3 protein-coding genes and 1 pseudogene are annotated in these 3,764 nt (G+C 46.8%); 3 read left to right on the forward strand and 1 reads right to left on the reverse strand.

The features are described from left to right. Nucleotides 1-271 precede the first annotated feature (271 nt). Nucleotides 272-997, forward strand: coding sequence for a LytR/AlgR family response regulator transcription factor (locus tag H8876_RS00970; RefSeq protein ID WP_249286159.1), 726 nt, complete (start codon nt 272-274; stop codon nt 995-997). After that, on the forward strand, nt 990-2,261 hold the full coding sequence (locus H8876_RS00975; RefSeq protein WP_249286160.1) for an ATP-binding protein: 1,272 nt from the start codon (nt 990-992) through the stop codon (nt 2,259-2,261). The genes H8876_RS00970 and H8876_RS00975 overlap by 8 nt, the downstream gene beginning before the upstream one ends. 110 nt (nt 2,262-2,371) lie before the next feature. Here H8876_RS00975 and H8876_RS00980 read toward each other — a convergent pair whose 3' ends face one another. Beyond that, on the reverse strand, nt 2,372-2,668 hold the full coding sequence (locus tag H8876_RS00980; protein ID WP_249286161.1) for a hypothetical protein: 297 nt from the start codon (nt 2,666-2,668) through the stop codon (nt 2,372-2,374). Between the two features lie 642 nt (nt 2,669-3,310). Between H8876_RS00980 and H8876_RS00985 the strand changes: the two are divergent. Continuing rightward, nucleotides 3,311-3,764 (forward strand): annotated as a pseudogene (locus tag H8876_RS00985) (hypothetical protein); the annotation flags it as partial.

The following is a 3,764-nucleotide window of genomic DNA, read 5'->3' on the forward strand; positions in this document are numbered from 1 at the left end:
GCATAAGACCCCTTACGAAAACGAGGCGTCCCGGTTTCCACAGGTGCCTCGTTTTCGTAAGGGGTCTTATGCTGTCCAAAACTTGACAGCGCTAGGATTAGATGTTTTCTCTTTATTCTATATCCACAATATTGTACAACAAAATCCTTATAAAAACGAGAAAACGTGCGAAATGTAGTTTTCAGGGCGCGAAATGCAAAAGAATCTGATTGCGGCTGCCCCCACCCTTGCGTATAATAAAGGTATAAGGATTCGAAGGGAGATGGATGGTTTGAAGATAGCCGTTTGTGATGACGATAATTTTTTTCTCGGGCAGGCAGAACATGCAGTGAAACGATGGGCAGAAGGGCAGGATCTGACGGTAGAACTGCAATTGTTCGATAATGGGGATTCTCTGCTGACGGTCAGTCGCACGGAACAGTTTGACGTCCTTCTTCTGGACATTATGATGCCTCTGTTCAACGGCATGGAGCTGGCCCATGTCATCCGGGAGACCAATACTGCCGTAAAGATCGTTTTCCTCACATCATCCCCGGAATTTGCCGTCGAATCCTACGACGTAAAAGCTTCCGGATACTTGCTGAAGCCTTTGCAGTACGAAAAACTTTGCAGCGTTCTGGATGATTGTAAAGCGCCGCAGGACGAAGAATCACCCCACATCATCGCCAAGATCCCCCAGGGCTATCACAAGATCTATCTCAGCGAGATCGAATGTCTGGAGGCGCAGAACAAGAAGACGATCTTTCACCTTTGCAGTGGAAAAGTCCAGGACGCGCTAGGGACCTTCTCCAATTATGCGAAGCCTCTGACCATAGAAAACGGCTTTTTTAAATGCCATCGGAGCTACATCGTTTCCATCCCGCAGGTGGACCATTTTAACACTGCGCAGATCAGGACGCGAAGCGGGATGCAGGTGCCTATCGCTCGCGGATACGGGAAAGAATTCAAAGAAGTATATTTCGCATACATGTTTCAAAAGGAGACCACAAATGACTGAGATGCTGCTGGACGGGCTGCGGCATCTGCTGACCCTGCTGTTTGGCATCGGGGTGTCCGCAGCGTTTCTGGATGTCGCGCCGACTCGAAAGAACATTGTGATTTTGAGCGTCTTTTCTGCGCTCGATTTTATCGTGCTGTGCATCTTGTTTTTACTGCAAAGCGACTCCGTCACATATGCCTTTTATCCATTGGTGACGCATATGCCGCTGGTGCTTTTGTTTACGCTTGCCTTCAAATGCCGCCTGGCACCTTCTGTTCTGGCGGTTCTCACAGCGTACCTGTGCTGTCAGATCAGCAACTGGATCTCAACCATACCTCAGACATTCCACTGCCCTGACTGGAGCGTGGACATAACGTATATCATCGTTTTGATCATTATTTCCCCATTGGTGTGGAAGTACGTAGCTTCACCGATCGCAAAGCTTCTGTCCAAGCCGGCATCCTCCCTTATTTCCTTTGCTGTCGTGCCTGTATCCTACTATATCTTCGACTACGCTTCCACCGTATACACGAAGCTGCTGTATGCCGGGAATTATATTACAGTAGAATTCCCGCCGTTTTTGCTGTGTATTTCCTATTTGATTTTCTGCACGATCTACTTTAAACAGTACGAGGAAAAACAGGAAGCGGAGAATCATCATCGCTTTATGAAACTGAAGCAGGAGCAGTCCGAGAGAGAAATGACTGCCATCCGCCGAAGCGAGCACGAGATCTCCCTTCTCCGCCACGATATGCGTCACTTTCTTGCTGCTGTATTGGATCAGATCTCAAATGGAGAGACAGAGAAAGCGCAGGAAACCATCCATCGGGTAATTGCTTCAGTCGAAAAAACTACGCGAAAAAAATACTCCTCTAACGAAACGATCAATATGATCCTGTCCTGTTGTGAAGCAGATATGGCGGAAAACAGGATCGATTTTCAGCATACAATACGTATTCCCAAAGTTTTGACCGTTTCCGATGTGGATTTGACTTCGATTCTGTCTAATGCACTGGAAAATGCTATCCACGCGGCGAGTTCCGTGCAGGATCCGAAGAAGCGGATCATTCGGCTTTCTATGATCGAATCCGGTGACAAGCTGCTGATTTCCCTGAAAAACACCTGCAGCACGCCCCCTCGCTTTGAAGGCGGGATGCCTGTGACAACGGAACCTGGTCATGGACTTGGCACTCAAAGTATCGACTACGCTGTCCGCAAGCTGAACGGAAACTGTCACTTCTCGATGGAAGGCGAGTATTTCGTATTGCAGATCGTGCTGTGATGCATGATCTGCACTTGCTGTAAATGTGTATTTGCCGGATATACGTGAAAAACTGCCACAGGCTCCTGGGGCAGTTTTTTTCACACTTTTGTTGATACGATAGTATGGATCTAATATTTCGGCAGGAAAAAACTCCAGACCGAATGGTTCATCTGACCGGCAGCAAATTCTTTCTGGCTTCCGTCGATGTCCACAGAATAAACTGGAAACTTAAAGTCATGTCCGTGGTTTGGATGTTGCACCCTGGCTGTTTTTCCCGTCAGCTTCCAGCCGCAGCTGAAGATATTGACTCCAAACAAGGTGACATTGCCCTGGGTCCCGGATGCCTCATGCTTCCAGCTCTTCGGAGACAGGGTGCGTGGGATCCGAATTTTAGGCGTGATATTTTTTAATTTTTTAATTTTCATGTTATTCACCATTCCTTTTTTGGAAGTGCTAACGGACGGATTGCAACGACATCAGCATCTATGGTGTCCTGTTGTGGTGTTTATTATACCATACAAGGTCTTTGAAAGTATTAAGAATGTTTTAATATTAAAAAAATTCACACATCCTTCATTTTGCACCGATGTAATTAGTTACAAACCACAACTTCCGGACAATATATTGTCCTCGCATCACAAAAAACTCTTCGAATCCTATTGACATCCTAGGCTTTCCCTGTTACAATAAGACCGAAATTAAACATTGCAAAGACTTTGATGGAGACAAGTACCACAGAAGTTCACTCCCAGTGAGCCGGAGACAGTGCGAACCCGGCAGTATGAATCTGTGAGAATAACACTCCGGAGTTGTGAACCGAACGCATTGCAGCATGTGCTGAAGCCGGGACGCCCCGATATGTACTGCAGCGATCAGCAAGTAAGGGATCCGGGCTCGGCCCGTCACAGCCGATACAACTGTCAGGTTGGAAAAAGAGGGGTTTCAAATACACGCGAACTCAAGATAGGTGGCACCGCGGATCAGTGGCTATTCGTCCTATGGATTTATAGGATGAGTAGCCACTTTTTTATAACACTTTACACCGCATGCCACAAGGAGGTACTATTATGTGTTCGATCATGTGTTACGTTGGAACATTAACAGAGAAAGAAAGCGAAGCTTTTCTGCCGAAGTTTACAGAAGGCTTCGAAAAGACTAAATCGAGAGGACCTGATATGTCTGAGGTCCTTCAGTTCGGATCAGGGGTCTGCGCATTTCATCGACTTGCCATCATGGATCTTGATGAAACCGGTATGCAACCGTTCTGTTTGGATGGAAGCTATTCCATCTGCAACGGAGAATTGTATGGATTTCGCAAAATGAAACGTGATCTGGAGGCAAAGGGTTATGCCTTCACTTCCGACAGCGACTGTGAGATCGTCCTCCCTTTGTATCGCGAGTATGGCACTAAAATGTTTGCTTTGTTAGATGCTGAATTCGCCATGGTGATCTATGATGCACAGGAAGATTCCTTTATCGCTGCGCGAGACCCCATTGGGATCCGTCCTCTTTATCTGTCTC

It is taken from the genome of Lentihominibacter faecis (genome assembly GCF_014306095.1).
In the GTDB taxonomy this organism is placed as follows: Bacteria; Bacillota; Clostridia; order Peptostreptococcales; family Anaerovoracaceae; genus Lentihominibacter; species Lentihominibacter faecis.

Coding starts and splice junctions, on each gene's coding strand:
- H8876_RS00975 (WP_249286160.1), top strand. CDS start 990: ATGACTGAGATGCTGCTGGACGGGCTGCGGCATCTGCTGACCCTGCTG.
- H8876_RS00980 (WP_249286161.1), bottom strand. CDS start 2,668: ATGAAAATTAAAAAATTAAAAAATATCACGCCTAAAATTCGGATCCCA.